At 62.4% G+C, this 15835-nt stretch carries 19 protein-coding genes; 11 read left to right on the forward strand and 8 right to left on the reverse strand.

Annotated features, from left to right (window positions below; all coding sequences use genetic code 11):
* Positions 1-28 precede the first annotated feature (28 nt).
* The 7 genes from J2W40_RS14780 to cynR all read right to left on the reverse strand — a co-directional run bounded on the left by J2W40_RS14780 (position 29) and on the right by cynR (position 6898).
* Positions 29-349 carry a DUF736 domain-containing protein gene (locus J2W40_RS14780; protein WP_179510978.1) on the reverse strand — a complete coding sequence of 107 codons (321 nt, stop codon included), beginning with the start codon at positions 347-349 and terminating at the stop codon, positions 29-31.
* 697 nt (positions 350-1046) lie between these two features.
* Positions 1047-1187 (reverse strand): hypothetical protein, encoded by a 141-nt coding sequence (locus J2W40_RS14785; protein WP_310226120.1) that lies wholly within the window; start codon positions 1185-1187, stop codon positions 1047-1049.
* Positions 1148-1513, reverse strand: coding sequence for a hypothetical protein (locus J2W40_RS14790; protein WP_310226122.1), 366 nt, complete (start codon positions 1511-1513; stop codon positions 1148-1150). Before J2W40_RS14790 ends, J2W40_RS14785 begins: the two co-directional genes overlap by 40 nt.
* Positions 1514-1619: 106 nt before the next feature.
* Positions 1620-3479 (reverse strand): ParB/RepB/Spo0J family partition protein, encoded by a 1860-nt coding sequence (locus tag J2W40_RS14795; RefSeq protein WP_310226124.1) that lies wholly within the window; start codon positions 3477-3479, stop codon positions 1620-1622.
* A 120-nt stretch (positions 3480-3599) separates the two neighbouring features.
* Entirely contained in the window at positions 3600-4034 is a 435-nt protein-coding gene (locus J2W40_RS14800) for a DUF2958 domain-containing protein (RefSeq protein WP_310226126.1), read from the reverse strand.
* A complete protein-coding gene (locus J2W40_RS14805; protein WP_409050385.1) occupies positions 4031-5032 on the reverse strand; it encodes an ArdC family protein in 1002 nt (333 codons plus the stop codon). The genes J2W40_RS14800 and J2W40_RS14805 overlap by 4 nt, the downstream gene beginning before the upstream one ends.
* 963 nt (positions 5033-5995) lie before the next feature.
* The gene (cynR, locus tag J2W40_RS14810) at positions 5996-6898 is read right to left on the reverse strand and encodes a transcriptional regulator CynR (protein ID WP_310226128.1); all 903 of its coding nucleotides are present in this window, start codon (positions 6896-6898) and stop codon (positions 5996-5998) included.
* Positions 6899-6996: 98 nt separating this feature from the next.
* On the opposite strand from cynR, the gene J2W40_RS14815 reads away from it, so the two are divergent.
* The 11 genes from J2W40_RS14815 to J2W40_RS14865 all read left to right on the forward strand — a co-directional run bounded on the left by J2W40_RS14815 (position 6997) and on the right by J2W40_RS14865 (position 14125).
* Positions 6997-7650, forward strand: coding sequence for a carbonic anhydrase (locus J2W40_RS14815; protein ID WP_310226130.1), 654 nt, complete (start codon positions 6997-6999; stop codon positions 7648-7650).
* Positions 7651-7738: 88 nt separating this feature from the next.
* Positions 7739-8209 carry a cyanase gene (gene cynS, locus J2W40_RS14820; protein ID WP_310226132.1) on the forward strand — a complete coding sequence of 157 codons (471 nt, stop codon included), beginning with the start codon at positions 7739-7741 and terminating at the stop codon, positions 8207-8209.
* A 310-nt stretch (positions 8210-8519) separates the two neighbouring features.
* A complete protein-coding gene (locus tag J2W40_RS14825) occupies positions 8520-8984 on the forward strand; it encodes a nuclear transport factor 2 family protein (RefSeq protein ID WP_310226178.1) in 465 nt (154 codons plus the stop codon).
* Positions 8981-9562, forward strand: a complete 582-nt coding sequence (locus tag J2W40_RS14830; protein ID WP_310226134.1) for a TetR/AcrR family transcriptional regulator — start codon at positions 8981-8983, stop codon at positions 9560-9562. The genes J2W40_RS14825 and J2W40_RS14830 overlap by 4 nt, the downstream gene beginning before the upstream one ends.
* A gap of 644 nt (positions 9563-10206) precedes the next feature.
* The gene (locus tag J2W40_RS14835; RefSeq protein WP_310226180.1) at positions 10207-11049 is read left to right on the forward strand and encodes an alpha/beta fold hydrolase; all 843 of its coding nucleotides are present in this window, start codon (positions 10207-10209) and stop codon (positions 11047-11049) included.
* A gap of 67 nt (positions 11050-11116) precedes the next feature.
* A complete protein-coding gene (locus J2W40_RS14840; protein ID WP_007683902.1) occupies positions 11117-11251 on the forward strand; it encodes a hypothetical protein in 135 nt (44 codons plus the stop codon).
* 60 nt (positions 11252-11311) lie between these two features.
* Complete coding sequence (locus J2W40_RS14845) at positions 11312-11617, forward strand: hypothetical protein (protein WP_310226138.1); 306 nt, start codon at positions 11312-11314, stop codon at positions 11615-11617.
* Positions 11618-11700: 83 nt separating this feature from the next.
* The gene (locus J2W40_RS14850) at positions 11701-12153 is read left to right on the forward strand and encodes a ferritin-like domain-containing protein (RefSeq protein ID WP_310226140.1); all 453 of its coding nucleotides are present in this window, start codon (positions 11701-11703) and stop codon (positions 12151-12153) included.
* 158 nt (positions 12154-12311) lie between these two features.
* The gene (locus J2W40_RS14855) at positions 12312-12923 is read left to right on the forward strand and encodes a pyridoxamine 5'-phosphate oxidase family protein (RefSeq protein ID WP_310226142.1); all 612 of its coding nucleotides are present in this window, start codon (positions 12312-12314) and stop codon (positions 12921-12923) included.
* Positions 12916-13377, forward strand: a complete 462-nt coding sequence (locus J2W40_RS14860; protein WP_310226143.1) for a VOC family protein — start codon at positions 12916-12918, stop codon at positions 13375-13377. The genes J2W40_RS14855 and J2W40_RS14860 overlap by 8 nt, the downstream gene beginning before the upstream one ends.
* Positions 13358-14125: a glutaredoxin family protein gene (locus tag J2W40_RS14865; RefSeq protein ID WP_310226144.1), complete on the forward strand. Its 768-nt coding sequence runs from the start codon at positions 13358-13360 to the stop codon at positions 14123-14125. Before J2W40_RS14860 ends, J2W40_RS14865 begins: the two co-directional genes overlap by 20 nt.
* A 200-nt stretch (positions 14126-14325) precedes the next feature.
* Here the strand turns inward: J2W40_RS14865 and J2W40_RS14870 are convergent, their stop codons facing one another.
* Positions 14326-15726, reverse strand: a complete 1401-nt coding sequence (locus tag J2W40_RS14870; protein ID WP_310226145.1) for a family 16 glycosylhydrolase — start codon at positions 15724-15726, stop codon at positions 14326-14328.
* Between the last annotated feature and the right edge of the window lie 109 nt (positions 15727-15835).

The following is a 15835-nucleotide window of genomic DNA, read 5'->3' on the forward strand; positions in this document are numbered from 1 at the left end:
GCCCATTTCGGGCGCGGGGGAGGCTCGCTCAGTCGGCCGGGTTCCAGATGATCGCAAAGGCGTCGTCATCGTCCTGGCCCGCGGCGCGGCCGAGATTGGCGTAGAGCCGACGCGGGCCGAATTCGGGGGCGGCGAGTGACAGCGACACATAGTCCTTGCCGCTCATTTCGCCGCGCCGGACCCATCCCGCTCCGACCTCGACGCCTGCTGCCGACACGCGATAGTCGGGCTGGGTGTCGCCGGACTTGCGGGTGTTGGGGATGATCTCGATGTCGGTGCGGATCGAGAGCGTCTTGAGCTGGCCCTTGAAGCCGTTTCCGTCGCGGGTGACATAACCGATGGCTGGCATTGTTCGTCTCCTTAAAGTCGCCCCGAACCGTTTCCGGGCGATGGGCGGACCTGAGGGACGGTCACAGCAGGCCCGCGAACCGGCAGGCCGGAGCGGCAGCGGAGGACCGGAGCCGAAGACTTATTTGAGAGCGTAGCGACCGCGAGGAGCCCGCAGGCTCAGGGTCCCCATGCGGCTTGCCGCGTGGGGTGGGCGCGGGCGGGGAAATAAGCCGCGCGGCGATGGTTTCGCGGAACTGCGGCCGTCCCAGGTCATGCGCCCGAGGAGCCGGAAACGGTGCGGGGCACGGCAGTGGTAAACGACGACCATGCCGCCGTTACTTCTCTCGCGAACGATCAGGCGAGCCCAGCGCGGACGCACCACCGCGCCATCGGATCGACCGTCCAAACGCCCGCACGGCAACGCGGCCGGCATTGCCATCGGTGTGGCCGATGACGACCAGTCAGGGCTTCGGGTCCGATATAAAAGGCGATAGAGGCGAGCGACATGTCGATGACATCCTTCGCCTTCCGACAGGCTGCGCCGCGCGCCTGCTGATTGCCGCCGCGCCGCCGGGCCAGGGGCGCGTCGGCTAGGCACAAGATGGCAACACCCTCCGGCGGGAGAGCGGCTTGACGCTCACTTCGCCGGGATCGACGCCGCCGAAACCCAAGCGGGACAGGCCAGATGCAGGGCTGAAATCGCGCTCGGCCGATATTCAGGGCACCAACCGCAGCGGCGGCACCGCGAAATCCCCCGCCGCGAAGTGGGCGAGGATCGCCTCGTAGCTGCCGAGACGATCGACGGTACAACGGCAGATCAGGATATAATCATCCTCGTCGGCAGCATAGGACTGCACCTCGCCCGCGCCGGTGAACACGACGCGCTCGGCACCCCATTGGCCGGATGGGAGGGAGTCACGCGCCTCCCTTCAACGCCCGACCAGCGCGCGAAGGGCAGGCCATGCTCGACGCACCAGCTTTCGAGTTGCTCGAACCGGCCCCAGGCCACTTCATGCGCCATGAGTTCAAGCGGCACGCCCTCGCAAAACATCGCAAGGCTGAAGGGTTCGCCGTCCCATTCGGTGGACAGTCCCTCTGCCTGAACGAGAGCGGCAAGGTCGGGCAGCAGGGATCGCGGCAGGGTGCCGCCGATGGTGATGCTTGCGGATGTGCGGTCGGCCATGATGGTCTCCTTTCCCGCGCGCCCGAGCCCATCAGGGCGAGGGCGCGCGGCCGAGTTTTCGTGAATGAAAGGATGCAGGCGGCGGCTTCCCGCCGCCCGCAAAGGATCAGGCGGCGAGGCGGTCGGCCTCGTCTTCGTTGAAGGGAGCCACGGCACTCCCTTCGACCGGCAGGACCATTACCGCGCCGGGTGCGGCCGGATCAGGCTCGTCGTCGTCCGGCAACCGCCGCTCGATCTCGCGCGCGGCCTGCGCCTTGGCATGGGCCGCGACCGGGCCGACCCCGCCGCGCGCCGTATAGGCGGCGGGCGGGAACGTCATCCAGCGCGGCACCCAGCTTTCGCGCCGGTCGCGCCCGTTGGTGCCGTCCAGATAATCGCGGACGATGCGTTTCAGGGTCTTTGTCTTTTCTTGCCGGTTGGCGCTGGCGACGGTTTCGCCCGCCACCTCGGCGACAATCCGGGTCAGCACTTCCCGGTCGCGGATAGCCGAGAAAAAAGCGTCGTCGGCCTGCCAGCAGCGGGCCATATCGACGCCGATCTCCATGCCCACCGCCTCGACGGCGGCGCTGCCGGACGCCAGCGTTTCGCCCATGACGATGGCGATCACCTCCATGACGACCGCATCGGGAAGGTCGAGCAGCCGCTGGAAGATGCCGACGACGCCATAGTCGTCGCCATTGCCTCCAGTCACGGTCGGTTCCTCGGCACAGAAGCCGAGAACCGCCAGCACCGCGCGACGGCGCTCGTCGAAATCGGCCTCGGCCTTGCTGTTGTCGAGGCTGTCGCGCACCTCGTCGTTGCGGGTGGATTGCGGTTCTGGGCTGACTCGCCACAGGTGCGAACCGCCGATGGCATGGGCCACCATCAAGCGTAGCGCGACGGCCGGATGGCCGGTCAGCGCGGCGCGGACGGCGGCGTGGCGATGCAGATCGACATAGGTCTGCATCGTCGATGTCATTTCGGGCCGCGCCGCTTTCTGGCCGGTCCCGTTCTCCGACCCTTCCGCCTTGGCGATTCGGCGGGCCTCCTTGCCCGACACATAGCCTTCATGGACGATCACCTCGCCGGTCGCGCGCACGTCGATATAGACGCGCCCGCCCTTGCGCTTGCCCGCCTTCTCATATTCCCATGTCGAGAAATGTGTCGTGGGCGGCACGATGATCGCGTCGGCCCAGCCCTGTTCGATATAGGCGGCACGGCGTGCCTCGATCTCGGCATTCTGCGCCGTCCAGAAAGCATCGGCATCGGCGACATAACGGTCCTCGCCGAACAGGTCGGCGATGGTCGCAAGCCCGCTTGCCTCCATGTCGAACAGTGCATGTTTCACCGGGATCGACTGCCCGCCCAGCAGCCATGATTTCAACTGGTGGCCGGTCGGCAGATAGGCATTCTCGTCGTCGGCGAGTGCCAGCCATGCCTTTTGCTGGCTCTTGGACGCCATCGTCAGATGGCGCACGGTCGCCGCGTCGATCTGGTCCTTGCGATAGAGGTCGCGGATGGCGGGGAGCAGATTGCCGAGCGCCAGCACCCGTTTGACGGTGAGGTCGGGCAATCCGAATGTCGCGGCGATCTGCTCCACCTTGCGGCCCTCGCGGACGAGTCGCGTGAAAGTCTCCCATTGCGTCACCTCGTCGGGGTCGAGTCGCGCCATGTTTTCAATCATGGACGCCTCGATGGCGGCGGCATCGTCGCCGTCGTCGAGAATCGCGCAGGGCATCGGCTCGGGTGTCGCATCGCCCGCCGCGCGCCGTTCTTCGGCGACGATCTTGGCGGCATGGAAGCGGCGGCTTCCGGCGACGATCTCGAATCCTTCGGGGGCGCAGTTCGGGCGGACGATGACGGGCTGGATGATGCCACGGCTGCGCACGGTCGGCAGGATGTCGGACACGTCGGGGGCCTTCTTGGCGTAGCGCATATTGGCCTTGCTCACGACCAGCTTGTCGAGCGGGATAAAATCGAGTTTCATGGGTCTACTCCTTGTGAGTGCCGGTCCCGTCGCCACGGGATTCGCGGTTTCGCCGCGTCGGGACCGGTTGCCGGGGTCGTTGACCTCCCCGGCGAGGCTTGCGGCGGGGCGTGCCGCGCGTCATCCGCCTTTCCCTTGCTCGGGATCGGTCGGAATCTTGGGAACCGGCGCGGACTCGATGCGCCAGATGATGGATTGGGCTTGGCTGATCGACCCGGCCCGGCGCGCGGTGTCGGCCCAGACCGACAGGCGGACGGCCGTCGAAAAGCCGATGTCGCGCTCGATCCGCAAGCCGAAGGGCAGCCGGATGGCCGCCAGTTCTGACAGGCTGAAACATCCCAGTTCGGGACAGCCGAAACCGAGGTCGGCCAGCCCGAATAACGTGTCCCCATCATCATACAGCTCGGTTGCCAGCCATGTTGCCGCGCCGAGCGGGTTGAAGAATTTGACGACCGGCGCGGGGTCCGGTTCGTTGGTGCCGGTTTGCATCGCATCACGGTGCGCTGCGGCATTCACGCGCAGCACGGCGTGAAGTTCGGGGGTCAGAAGGATCATGCCGAGAGCCTCTCGTCCTGCGGAGCTTGGCGTTCGCCGGTGTCATCGTGGGAAGTGTCGCCTTGGACAGCCTCAGCTTGGGCGGCGGCGTGCCGCGCCAGCAGCCAGTCGGCGGCCTTGCTGGCGGCGCTGGCGGCGCGGAAGATCGCGCGGTTATCCTCGCGCAGCACCTCCAGCCAGCTTGCCAGATAATCGGCATGACGGACGGTCGGCACGATGCCGAGCGCGGCACAGAGAAAGGCCGAACCCATTTCGGCAATCAATTCCTCGCGGGCATAATCCTTCGATCCGAAGCTGTTGACGAGATTGCGGTTCAACCGGGACGGGTGGCCGCTGCCGTGGCAAAGTTCGTGCAGGCAGGTCCGGTAATAGTTGATCTGCTCGAAAAAGGCCGGTTGCGGCGGCACCTGCACATAGTCCTGCGCGGGCACATAATAGGCGCGATCGCCGCCGACACGAAACTCGATGCCGCTTGCGGCGATCACTTCCTCGGCGATCGGCACGATCTGGCGTTCGGGCAAGGGGGCCGGATCGGGCGCGAGGCCGGGGCGCAATCCCTCGCACTGCGCGACGTTGAACACGGTGAAGCGTTTCAGGAAGGGAATGGACTTCGCGTCGCTGCCGGTTTCGACGGCTCGGGCCTTTTCGGCCTCGGGGGTGAAGCGGTCGGCATAGACGACGGTGGTGCCGCGTTCGCCCTTGCGGACGCAGCCGCCCGCCTCAAGCGCCTGTTTGAAGGTAAGCCAACCCTGCGAGGGATAGCCCTGCTCAATGACCGCGCCCCACAGGATGAGGACGTTCACGCCAGAGTAACGGCGCGCGGTCAGAGCGTTGCGCGGCAGGCCGGGACTGATCGCGCTGCCCTCACCATCGGGATGCCCCCAAGGCTGGACCCACGGAAAGCGGCCCGCCTCCAGTTCGGCGATGATCCGCGTCGTCACCTCGTCATAAAGGTTCGTCCGCGCCGTTTCGGACTCCGTCCGGGCCGTCGCCGCAATGGGGGTTCCGCCATCGGACGCCTTGGGTTTCTTGCCCTTGCCGCGCGCGCGGACGGTCGTGGGAGCACGCATCATTCACCTCCTGCACCGCCCAAAAACCACCATGGCCTCCCCCGGAAGCGGGGGTGGGCGGCAAGATGCGAACCGGAGAGGACCGCTTGAGCGGCGTCGGCACCCAAAGGGCCGCAACGTAAGTGGAGGAGCCGGGCGCAGCACGGCTTGCCGGGGACGCGAGCGGGCCTAGCAGGGAGCGCCGCCCACTCCCGCGCCACCGGGAGAGGCCACAGACAGCGCCGCCGCGCGAGCGGCGACCGCAGCACTTCCCGGCGGCGGAGCCACCGCCAACGAAAGAATGGCCCCCGGCCGGCGCGGTCGGGTCAGCGGTGCAGGGTCGGGATTCGCAGGCCAAGGCGGCACTTGTCGCCAACCTCGCGAAACCGGGCGCACCGCCCGACCGAGAGGACGGAGTACCTGCGGGGCCGCCATCGGGCGCCGCACCCTGTCCGGCTGCGCAGCCGTCCGGCAGTGTGCGTCCTCAGCCCCGCTCCATCAGGTCAGCGGACGCTGATCCGCGCCAGCCGATCGTTACCGCGAGGCCGAGACCCGGCGACGGGGCTCGGCGGCGGGAAGCCTGGCTTCGAGCCGTAGAGCGCGGTCGCGCCGCTTCACCGGCGCGAGGCGTTTGCCCCCACCTAGTTGCGAACCTTTCGGCATCCTCTTTGCGATCCTGAAATCAGTCGTTCACCGTGCCGCCGTTTCGGAGGGAACCGACCCTTAGTTGCCATTCAGGTACCAATTTTGCGTCCCCAGGTGCGGACCGTCCGGTAACCGGCAGGTCGCGACCAAGTTAGGTCATTCCCACTCAGAAGCGAGAGTGGCGGTTGAGGTCGAAACCGGCCGTTCGCGGGAATCTGACGCCCGTACGTGTACTCGCCCCATACGCCGCGGTATGAGGTGCCTAGTTTAAGCTAAGGCAGTGACGGTCCTGAGCTCCTGCACGAAAGCATCAAGCGTAGCGACGAATGCCCTTGCTGCGGCCGACCGATAGCCGCCCTCACGTTGTAGCAATACGACCCTTCGTTCATCGATCGCAGGTAGAAGGGGGCGGAAACGCAGGTCGTCTCTTTCAAAGGCAACCGCATCCGGAAGGACTGTCACCAACGAACTGGACCGCACGAGTTCAATCAGCGTCGTCATCGAACTTGTCTCGATGACGACATTTGGCTTGATCCCATGGCGCTTAAAATGCTTGTCGATGGTTTGACGTGTCGCAAAGCCCCCGTTCAGCAAAACCATCTCCTCCCGCTCGATGCCCGCAACATCAATGGAATCGGTCGCCATAACCGCGTGATCGTATCGGGCAATCAGCGATAGTCGCTCAGTGTGTAGTGGCTGCGCAACGATGCCGGTGACACTCGACGCCCAGAATGCAATCGCGCAATCCAGGTTGTCATCGGCAAGGTCGGTTTCGATTTCGTCTTGGGACACGGCGATCAGATCGAGGGTAATCCTAGGATATTTCTCGCGGAACCGCCGCGCGAGTGGCGCTATCAGATAGCCGCTGAAGCTGGGAGTAAAGCCGACCCGCAGCCTCCCGGAACTCAGATCGTTCACGTCCTGCGCCGCACGGCTCGCTGCGTCGATCTCCCGAAAGGCCCGGTGTATATGGCTCAGATACGTTGCGCCTGCATCCGTTGCGCGCACCGCTTTCCCCGAACGGTCCAGCAGTTGAACGCCTAGTTGCTCCTCCAACTGGCGTATCTGCTGCGATAGCGCCGGCTGAGACACATGCAGGGCCTGCGCCGCGCGTGTGAAGCTACCATGCTCCACGACCGCCGAGAGGTAACGAAGATGGCGAAGGAGCATCTGTATAACGCCTGCTTATAGACCTGATCTGTTTCCAGTCTTGGACAATCAGACGCCGCAAGTCGATACCTGCTTCACCAAGCAAGGAGATCGAAACAATGCAGAGGCTAATCGAAGGCTTCAAGAAGTTCCGTGAGGGCGAGTATCCCGAGCGTATCCCGCTTTTCCATGAACTCGCAACCAAGCAGGAACCGGGGACGTTATTCGTTACCTGCTCTGATAGCCGGGTTGTTCCCGAGTTTATTACCCAAAGCGAGCCTGGCGATATGTTCGTCATTCGCAACGCGGGTAACATCATTCCGTCGTTCGGTCCCCATCACGGCGGCGTCTCTGCAACTGTCGAATATGCTGTCGCCGTTCTGGGTGTCGCCGACATTGTGGTATGCGGTCACTCCGACTGCGGCGCGATGACTGCCATCGCCAACGATGCCGACCTGAGCACGCTGCCTGCCGTTTCGAGCTGGTTGCGCCACGCCGATGCAGCCAAGGCGATCAACGATGCTCACTCGCATAGCTGCAAGACCGGCAAGGTCGCCGGCATGGTGCGCGAAAACGTCATCGCCCAGATCGCAAATCTCCGCACGCACCCGTCCGTCGCCCTGGCGCTCTCCGAAGGGCGCGTCCGCCTCCACGGGTGGGTCTATGACATCGGCGAGGGATCGATCGAAGCATATGACGCTTCGACTGGCCGGTTCGTCGATCTGGTCGAATATCCCGAAGCGAACGCGACCTCCCTCGCCACCGCTGCCTGACGCCCTGCAAGGCAGGACGCTGGATTTCGGCGCCCAGCGTGGGTGCCCCCCTTACCCCCCCATACCGTTACAGATGAAAGGTAGAGCCATGACCCAAGTACAAGTGACCCAGACCGCCCGTAAGGCGCTCACCGAAGCCGTGATCCAGTCGAAGGCTGAGAAGCAGCTGAGCTGGACCGCCATCGCAGCGAACAGCGGCCTCTCGCGCGAGTTCGTCACCGCCGCGCTGCTGGGCCAGCATCCACTGCCAGCGAGTGCCGCCGAAGCAGTCGGCGAGACGCTCGCCCTGACCGCTGACGAGATCGAACTGTTGCAGGCGATCCCGGTTCGCGGCAGCTTCCCGGACGGCGTGCCGACCGACCCGACCATGTATCGCTTCTACGAGATGATCCAGGTCTATGCGACGACCCTGAAGTCGCTCGTCCACGAGGATTTCGGTGACGGCATCATCAGCGCGATCAACTTCAAGCTGAAGCTCGAAAAGCGCGAAGACCCCGAAGGCGGCAACCGCTGCGTCATCACGCTCGACGGCAAGTACCTTCCGACGAAGCCCTTCTGACGCGCCGACTGTTTCGACGCACGAGCCACTAATCGCGGCCCACGCCTACCAGCGCCGCCCATATTTTGGCGCACCCTTCCACACCACTGGCTCTGAAAATGCAGCGTCTTCCAGTCGCTGAACCGGATGCCGATTTACCGCGTAAAAAATGACTTGTACCGATCGGTCAAACGTTGTACCGATAGGTACAAGTCAACAACCCCATAGGGGGAAACGAGTGAACCGCCGCACTTTCATAGCTGCCCTTCCTGCTGCGGCCCTTGCGGCCCCGGCGCTTGCCAAGACCATTCACATCTCGAAAGGAAATCCAATGTCCCGTCCTCCTCTGCCCCCGTTCACCCACGAAAGCGCTGTCGAGAAGGTCCGTCTTGCCGAAGATGGCTGGAACACCCGCGACGCTGCCAAGGTCGCCCTGGCCTACACCCTCGACACCCGCTGGCGTAACCGCGTCGAGTTCGCGACCAACCGCGAGGAAGCGCAGGGCTTCCTTGAGCGCAAGTGGAACAAGGAACACGAGTACCGGCTTATCAAGGAACTGTGGGCCTTCACCGGCAACCGTATTGCCGTGCGCTACGCCTACGAGTATCGCGACGATGCCGGGCAGTGGTATCGCGCCTACGGAAACGAAAACTGGCTCTTTGCCGAAGACGGACTCATGTCGAACCGCCATGCCAGCATCAACGAGATGCCGATCAAGGAATCGGAGCGGCTGTTCTTCTGGCCCCTCGGCCGCCGTCCCGATGACCACGCTTCGCTGAGCGACCTCGGGCTTTGAGTACCAAGCGCGCCCTCACTGATCGCGAAAGTGCGCTGCCGGCGTTGGCAGAGGCATTCCGCGAGCACGGTTTCGAGGGCGCGACCTTGGCCTCTCTGTCGAAGGCGACGGGCCTTGGCAAAGGTAGCCTCTACAACTTCTTCCCCGGTGGGAAGGATGAGATGATGGAGGCCGTCCTTGAGAACATCGACGGTTGGTTCGCTGACGCGATTTTCTCGCCGCTGGAGAATGTTTCTGATCCGGCAGCGGCTGTTACGGCCATGTTCGACGACGTGACTGCGTATTTCCGTTCTGGAAGGCGGGTGTGCGTCGTCGGGTGCCTTGGGCTTAACTCCTCTGGCGAAACCTTCGCAGTAAAGGTGAAGGACTACTTCGCTCGGTGGATTTCGGCTCTGGCTCACTGCCTCGAAGTGGCAAAGGTTCCGCCAGCGATGGCCGTGGATCTCGCTGAAGAGGCAGTGTCTGGAATACAGGGAGCAATTGTCCTGGCCCGGGCGCTTGGTGATGATGCCAGCTTTCAGCGGATCGTTCATCGCTTACAGTCGACCTTGCTCGATGCGATCGGTCGCTACGGCTGACCTTCCTTGAGTTGCCCGGCATTCGGGCGGTTCATTCCAGCTTTCCCAACATTGCCTGCCAGACAGCTTTGGCGCTGCGGCAGTTAGCCCCATTGCGCGATCTAGTGGTGGGCTGATGCTCTGCGCTGTCAAAATCGACATTCACACACGAGGGCATTCCCGTGACCGTTGGCAAACACGTACCCGCAATCAGGAAGTGGTTCAGCCGCATGGCTGACGAAATCCAGCCTGTCATCGTCGCATCGAATGTCGCTGGAATTACCGGCGGCGCGATTGCCGCCGCAGGCCTGATTACCAACCGGGCGCTTCAGACCCACCGATAGGGACGCCTGATACGCGGCCCCCATCAAGTTTCTCGACAGTGCAAGCGGCTGCCCCCCGCGCTGTCGGCTCAACCCCTCCCTTAGAAGAGGGGCCTTGGCAAGCTCAGTTCGGCCTTTCCCCCCCATGCCCCCCGGTCGGGCTGAGCTTGTCCAGGAAATCTCCAGTTCCGAACCCAGAGTTTCCCAAGGAGCACGATCATGGACAGCCTTTCCCGACGCAGCGTCCTCGTTGGCAGCGCCATTGCCGCCACCCTGCCCTGGCTGCCCAATGCAGCAGCCGCTTTCACCAACCCCAACCCTACCCGCAACGGAGAAACGATCATGAGCAACGGATTTGTCACCACCAAAGACGGCACCCAGATTTTCTACAAGGATTGGGGTCCGAAGGACGCCCAGCCCATCGTGTTCCATCATGGCTGGCCGCTCTCGTCGGACGACTGGGACACGCAGATGCTGTTTTTCCTGTCCAAGGGCTTCCGCGTCGTGGCCCATGATCGCCGCGGCCATGGCCGCTCCGAGCAGGTCAGCGAGGGTCACGACATGGACCACTACGCCGCCGACGCCGCAGCGGTGATGGACCATCTGAACCTGCGCAATGCCGTCCACATCGGACACTCGACCGGCGGCGGCGAAGTGGCTGCCTATGTCGCGCGTTACGGCATCCCGAAGGGCCGTGTCGCAAAGGCCGTGCTGGTCAGCGCCGTGCCGCCGATCATGCTCAAGACAGCACGCTATCCCGGTGGCCTCCCGATCGAAGTTTTCGACGGCCTGCGCGCTGGCCTTGCAGCCAACCGCGCTCAGTTCTTCCGCGACGTCGCCGCAGGCCCGTTCTACGGCTTCAACCGTCCAGGTGCCAAGGTGATGGAGCCGGTGGTCGACAACTGGTGGCGCCAAGGCATGATGGGCAGCGCCAAGGCCCATTATGAAGGCATCAAGGCCTTCTCCGAAACCGACCAGACCGACGATCTGAAGGCGATCACCGTACCCACGCTCGTCCTCCACGGCGATGACGATCAGGTCGTGCCTTACAAGAACGCTGGTGTGCTTCAGGCTGAAATCCTGCCTCGCGCCACGCTCAAAATCTATCCCGGCTTCTCGCACGGCATGCTCACCGTGAACGCCGACACCATCAATCCCGATGTGCTTGCTTTCGTGCAGAGCTGATCGGGCACCGCCGGGAGGTCCGCAAGCGGCCGATCTCCCGGCAACGATTGAAAGAAAGGATTTCGCCATGAACCAAGCAAATGAAAATGGCCCCGTGCAAACGCCTTACGAGCGGTCTGCTTATGCTCCGCATCAGGAAGATTTGCTCGACGAGGCGCTGGAAGAGACGTTCCCAGCCAGTGACCCGATTTCTCCGGCCTGATCGCCTAAGGGCCGCGATAATATCGGCCTAATCGAAAACCGCTATGGAGCCAGGGCTACAGTGCAACAATCGATCATCGAAGAATCCCGGAAGATCGCCTCGCGGTTCCTTGAGGCCAACGGCCAGGCGCACAACGCGGCTATCGTAAGCGAGGGGCGCGGGGATGATTTTTCCGAGGTCCAGGCCATCCTTTTCGTCCTGCGTGAGCAGTCCGATCGGATGACGCGGTATGAGCAGGCCCTCGCTTGCTATTCCGATGAAGGCTTCTGGGAAGACGCCAGCGCCGGGTCGCTGGCGGAGCATGATCAGGGCGACATGGCCCGCAATGTGCTCAGCGGAAGAACCCCATTCCGAGATGTTTGCTGAGCGCGGGCGCGCTTCCGGCAGGCACCGATCCTCGACAACAACGGAGATATGACATGGATACCAAGCGGAAAATCAATATCGGGATGACCGAAGAACAGCGGTCGGGCATCGCGAGCGGCCTGTCGAGGCTGCTGGCTGACAGCTACACGCTCTATCTGACGACGCACAATTTTCATTGGAACGTCACAGGCCCGATGTTCAACACCCTGCACCTGATGTTCATGGAGCAGTACACGGAGCAGTGGAACGCCCTCGATTCCATCGCTGAGCGTATCCGCGCGCTGGGGTTTGCTGCACCCGGCACCTATCGCGAGTTTGGCGAACTGACATCGATCAGCGAGGTTGTCGGCGTGCCGAAAGCGCTCGAAATGGTCGATCACCTCGTCTTCGCCCAGGAGGCAACGGCGCGCACTGCCCGGAGCCTCTTCGAAATCGTGGACGCTGCCGCCGATCAGCCCACGGCTGACCTGTTAACCAGGCGGCTCGACGTTCACGAAAAGACCGCGTGGATGCTGCGCAGTTTGCTCGAAGAATAATGCCGATGCGGCCACACGGCGCCGCCTATGCCTACAGATGCCGTGGGGCGCTCGCTTGGCCGAACTTTGCCCATCCTTATGGGGCGGGCGGTTGTCATAACCAGCAGCTCTCGTCGGTCGAGCGCTGATCCCAAAACGGCCAGGGAGGCCCATGTTCGATGGCACAAACATTCCTCAAGACAATGTTCGGCCCAAGGTCGCGCGCTTTGCAGGAAATTGACGGCTCGCGGGCGTCCTATGCTCGAATGGAAGCCCATGCCGGCGAGATGGACGCTCTCACCAATCGAGAGCTTGATTTCATCGCCGCGCGGGACAGCTTCTATCTGGCCAGCGTGAGTGAAGATGGCTGGCCCTATGTGCAGCATCGCGGCGGGCCGGCAGGGTTTCTGCGTCAGATCTCCGGGAACTGCATCGGTTTTGCCGACTATCGTGGAAACCGCCAATACCTCTCGACCGCGAACCTGGCTGCCGATGATCGCGTATGCCTGTTCCTGATGGATTACCCCGCTCGGCGTCGGCTCAAAATGATCGGCCACGCCTATACCACCGATGATCCTGAAAAGGTCGCAGCGCTGATGGTGCCGGGATACGACGCCGAAGGAGAGAGGGCTTTCGTGATCGACATAGTAGGGTTCGATTGGAACTGCCATCAGCACATTACACCCCGCTTCACAGACGCGCAGATCGCGGAAGCTACCCGGCCCCTGCTGGATGAGCTTGACCTCTTGCGCGCCCGCGTCGCCGAATTGGAGCAACAACATCATGACTGAAAAACTGACCTGCGGCATCCACCATGTGGGCCTTACCGTTCCCGATCTCGATCAGGCGTGCGCATTCTTCTGCGATGTGCTGGGCTTCGACCTGGTTGGCGGCAAACCGGATTATCCCTCGATCTTCGTATCCGATGGCACGGTACTTCTCACCCTCTGGCGCGCGGCCGACCCCATGACCGCCCGCGCTTTCGATCGTCGCGGCAATATCGGCCTGCATCATTTGTCACTGGCTGTCGCAAATGATGATGCTCTGGACAAGGCGTGGAGCAGAATTAGCACCCACCCCGAAGTCATTATCGACGTGCCACCCGAGCCGATGCGCCCCGGATCGGCAACGCGCCACTTTCTTGTATTCATTCCCGGCGGCATCCGCCTGGAACTCGCTACCCCCCTTCACCAAAGCCTGACGGGCACGCCAGCGGAGAACGACAATGGCGTCTGCCAAGGATAAAAAAGCCACGATTTATCGCATGGTAATGGAGGAGCATACCTGCCCCTATGGCCTGAAGGCGAAAGACCTTCTGCGCAGGCAGGGGTATGAAGTCGAAGACCACCAGTTCCATACGCGCAAGGAGGTCGATGACTTCAAGGCTGAGCATGGCGTCAGGGCCACTCCCCAGACCTTCATCGACGGTAAGCGTGTTGGTGGTTACGATGATCTGCGCGCCTTGTTCGGAAAGCCTGTGCGCGACCCGAAAGCCGTGACATACCGCCCGGTGGCTGCGGTATTCGCCATCACGGCGCTAATGGCGCTGGCCACCAGCTACGCCGTATTTGCCTCTCCATTTACCGAGCGCGCGGTAGAGTGGTTCATCGCATATTCGATGTGCGTGCTGGCGATGCTCAAGCTTCAGAACGTCGATAGCTTCTCAAGCATGTTCCTGAATTACGACCTTCTCGCCAAGCGGTGGGTGCCTTTCTCATACATCTACCCCTATGCCGAAGGTGTGGCGGGCATATTAATGATAGCTGGCACGCTGCATTGGCTGTCGGTTCCGATCGCACTGTTCATCGGCGTTATCGGCGCAGCATCCGTCATCAAGGCCGTTTACGTGGATAAGCGCGAGCTGAAATGCGCATGCGTGGGCGGCGATAGCAATGTCCCCTTGGGATTTCTGTCGCTCACTGAAAATGTGATGATGGTCGTTATGGCGCTGTGGATGGCTGCAGGAAATATGCCAACTTATCTCACGCCGTAATTGATGGGATTTAAGGGCTGGAATGAGGTGGAAAGCCGCCGTTCCTCAGCATGCTCCTCACGACCGTTTTGTCCCATCATGCGGCATTCGCTGACGGTAGCTGTCGATCCATCCTTGCCGTTCAGAAGGCTTATTTTCATCCTCAAGTGCAGTCGGTCTGCTTTTTCAACCGATGAAGCCTGCAACCGGCCGGTTGCTGACTAGCGGCTCTCGGCTACCACTTTTCGGAAAGCAGACCTTCCTTCAGCCAAGGTCTGAACGGACTGATCAAATATTGATGCTCGGGTGATCGCATCCACTTTGAGGTTCCGGAACGAGGCGGTTGTCAAAGGTAGTTGGGTGCTGGCGGCACCCGCCAGTTCGACTGATCGGGGCGACCAAAGGTTGGCATGGATGGTCATTGGTAAGTGCGGTATCGGTGTCGGATCCCAGCTTCCTCGTTCGTGCACGAGAGCATCGTCGACGAACCAACGGATGCGATCTGGGAACCATTCAATCGCGTATCGATGGAATCCCGCGCTGGCATCGAAGCCCAGATCGATGGTGCAGGGCGAACCGCGGTAGCCATAATCCAGCTCGGTACCCTCGTTACCCGGATTGAAGTAGACATTGAGAATCATCTTGCACGGGTCATTTCCAATGATCTCGATGTCGATCTCCTGCCTTGGTGCGGACCGGTGTAGGAAAAAGCCGGTAACTACGCCCTCTCCCTGCGCGGCCCTCATCTCGATTTCGAAACGGCCGTGCAAGAACCGACGGACCGACGAGAGTGCACCGGACCGGAACGGGCGATCTCCCGTTCCTAAAGCACTCAGCGTGATCGTGGCACCGTTCCGGCCGTGATCGATCGCGTCAGGTGCAAAGTTGGCGAGATTGCCAGGAAACGTCCCACGCATGGCGTGCATCTCAATAGAGGGCTCGGTGAGCGGACAACGCATTTCAGCTACGCCATCTTCCTCTCGAGATACTGGATCGCAGATCGGCGGCGCCCATTCATCGACTGTTCCGAGTGCCCATGGCGTGTCGTCCATGGCCATCGGTCGCGCGACCCGGGCGGCCTCAGCACAGGGCCGGCGATCACGACGTCTGTCGCGGAAGAGACGCCAGTCGGTCGGTGCGCCAGAGGGAAACTCTTGCACCGGTGCATTCATCCCCGCCAGTAAACAGAGCGGCGCCCACCAGTCATCGCTAGGCCCGTCTCCTGGCAGAATGGTCCATAGTTGCTTCAGGCGATCAGAGGAGTCGATCAGGTGTGCTTGCGTCGGCTCTAATACCAAGCCGGTGACGAGGCTGGCGATTTCCTCAGTGAGGGCATGGGGAAGAAATGGTGGATCAATGAGAACGTCGAACGTGCGGAAGAGAGTGGCGACCTCCGCGTCGGTGACGCCAGGCGCAGTAGCGTCGAAAACGAGCACACGAAGCCCCAGCATGGACAGTGCCATCGCCAGCGGCTCGCAAGCCCCACGACTGGTCCAAGCCAGGATCCGGATCCCGAAGGAGCGAGTGGGGGACTCAAGGCTACCGACGTCGACGATACCGGCTCGTGCCAGATAAGGCAGCATCGAATAAGAATTGTCCGAGCCCGCATCAAGCCGCTGCAAGATTGCCGGTGTCAGGGACTGTCAGGATTTCCGTGTGTGGCCGGGCATAATGGGTAACAAGGAGTCCCACTATGTCACGACGCAAAGAGCCTGCCATACCGAATGAGCT

Source organism: Sphingobium xenophagum, from assembly GCF_031457465.1.
Taxonomy (GTDB): domain Bacteria; phylum Pseudomonadota; class Alphaproteobacteria; order Sphingomonadales; family Sphingomonadaceae; genus Sphingobium; species Sphingobium xenophagum_A.